Genomic DNA, 1,722 nt, shown 5'->3' with positions numbered 1-1,722 from the left:
GTGTTCCTCGATTCGAACACCGACACGCTGGTGCGCCGCTTCTCCGAATCGCGCCGCCCCCACCCGCTGTCGCAAGAGGCCGCGACGCTGTCGCCCGGCCGCCGCAAGGACGACCGCGCCGCCGACGGTCACCGCGCACTCACCGAGGCGATCGAGCTCGAACGCGAGCTGCTGGCCGAGCTGCGCGAGGTCTCCACCGTCGTCGACACCAGCCAGCTGCGCCCGGCCCAGCTGCGCCTGTGGATGCGCGACCTGGTGAAGGCGATGGCGCACCGACTGACCCTGGTGTTCGAGTCGTTCGCGTTCAAGCACGGCGTGCCGCTCGATGCCGATTTCGTGTTCGACGTGCGCATCCTGCCGAACCCGCACTACATCCGCGAACTGCGCCCGCAGACCGGTCGCGATCCCGAGGTCGCCGCCTACCTGGAAGCCCAACCCGAAGTGGCCGAGATGCTGGCCCAGATCGAATCCTTCATCGCACGCTGGCTGCCGTCGTTCGAACGCGACCAGCGCAGCTATCTGACGGTTGCCATCGGTTGCACCGGTGGCCAGCACCGCTCGGTCTACCTCACCGAATCCTTGGCGAAGCGTTTTGCCGCGCGCAGCGGTACATTGATTCGCCACCGCGAGCTCGACGCCCGCGATTGAGAACGCGGCCCACCCGGCCGCGCTGCTGAATGACTCCCGACATCTCCACCACCGACGTTCCGTTGTTCCCGCTGCAGGCGGTGCTGTTTCCTGGCGGGCTGCTGAGCCTGAAGGTGTTCGAAGCCCGCTACCTCGACCTGATCAGCACCTGCCTGCGCGAGAACACGCCGTTCGGCGTGGTCGCGCTGCGCCAGGGCGGCGAGGTGCGCAAGCCGGGCGAGCCGGTCGCCCTCGAGGAAACCGGCGTGATGGCCGAGCTGATCGACGTCGACAGCGCGCAGCACGGCATCCTGCAGGTGCGCTGCCGCGGCACCCATCGCTTCGGGGTGAACCGGATGCGCCAGCAGGCCGATGGCCTGTGGCTGGCCGAGATCGAGATGCTCGACGACGACGAGGCCTCGCTGCCGGTCGACGCGATGATCGAGACGGTGCGCGGCCTGGCCAATGCGATCGCGACGCTGAAGCAGCAGGGCTCCGAGCCCTTCCTGAAGCCCTTCCTGTTCGACAACGCCGGCTGGGTCGCGAACCGCTGGTGCGAGATCCTGCCGATCTCGCTGGCCGCGAAGCAGAAGCTGATGGAGCTGCCGGACGCCGCGGTGCGGCTTCAGCTGGTCGACGAATTCCTGCGCAGCAAGGGCGTCGTCAAGTAGGCACCGTCAACCCGGCGGCGTGCCGGTCAGCAGCTTGCGCAGCGGTGCCGGCAGGCCCATCGCGAGCGCCTGCGCCAGCGTGACCCATTCGCCGCGCTGCCCATCGCGCGCCAGCGTCGCGGTGATCGCCGCCACGTCGGCGGCCGCGGCATCGGCGGGCAAGGTCCAGCGCACCGGCTGCAGCGTCCAGTCGAGGTGGGTCAGCACGTGCGTGAACATCGGCAGGCCCTGCGGGGTGCCGGGCCAGTCGGCCGATGCCGCATCGAGCGCCTCGGGCGTGTCGAACTCCGGCAGGCTCCACAGCCCGGCCCACACGCCGCTGCCGGGCCGCTGCAGCAGCCACAGCCTGTCGCCCCATTGCAGCCACAGCCAGGCGTTGCTGCGCCGGCTGCGCTTGAGCTTGCGCGTCTTCACCGGGTAGCGC

General features: G+C 69.7%; 3 protein-coding genes. 2 read left to right on the top strand and 1 reads right to left on the bottom strand.

What is annotated here, in order from left to right; translation table 11 throughout:
• A partial coding sequence (rapZ, locus tag AC1D01_RS33410) for an RNase adapter RapZ (protein WP_477873768.1) occupies positions 1-648 on the top strand: 648 nt, incomplete at its 5' end.
• Between the two features lie 29 nt (positions 649-677).
• On the top strand, positions 678-1,298 hold the full coding sequence (locus AC1D01_RS33405; protein ID WP_477873767.1) for an LON peptidase substrate-binding domain-containing protein: 621 nt from the start codon (positions 678-680) through the stop codon (positions 1,296-1,298).
• A 6-nt stretch (positions 1,299-1,304) separates the two neighbouring features.
• Here AC1D01_RS33405 and AC1D01_RS33400 read toward each other — a convergent pair.
• On the bottom strand, positions 1,305-1,722 hold a 418-nt coding region (locus AC1D01_RS33400), incomplete at its 5' end, for an NUDIX domain-containing protein (protein WP_477873766.1).

It is taken from the genome of Rhizobacter sp. P3_B12, from assembly GCF_056402895.1.
The sequence above is the reverse complement of the archived record's forward strand: the minus strand, read 5'-3'. Positions and strand labels throughout refer to the sequence as shown.

Bases quoted from the DNA above. Each gene is read 5' to 3' on its own strand.
- AC1D01_RS33405 (WP_477873767.1), top strand. From the start codon at position 678: ATGACTCCCGACATCTCCACCACCGACGTTCCGTTGTTCCCGCTGCAG.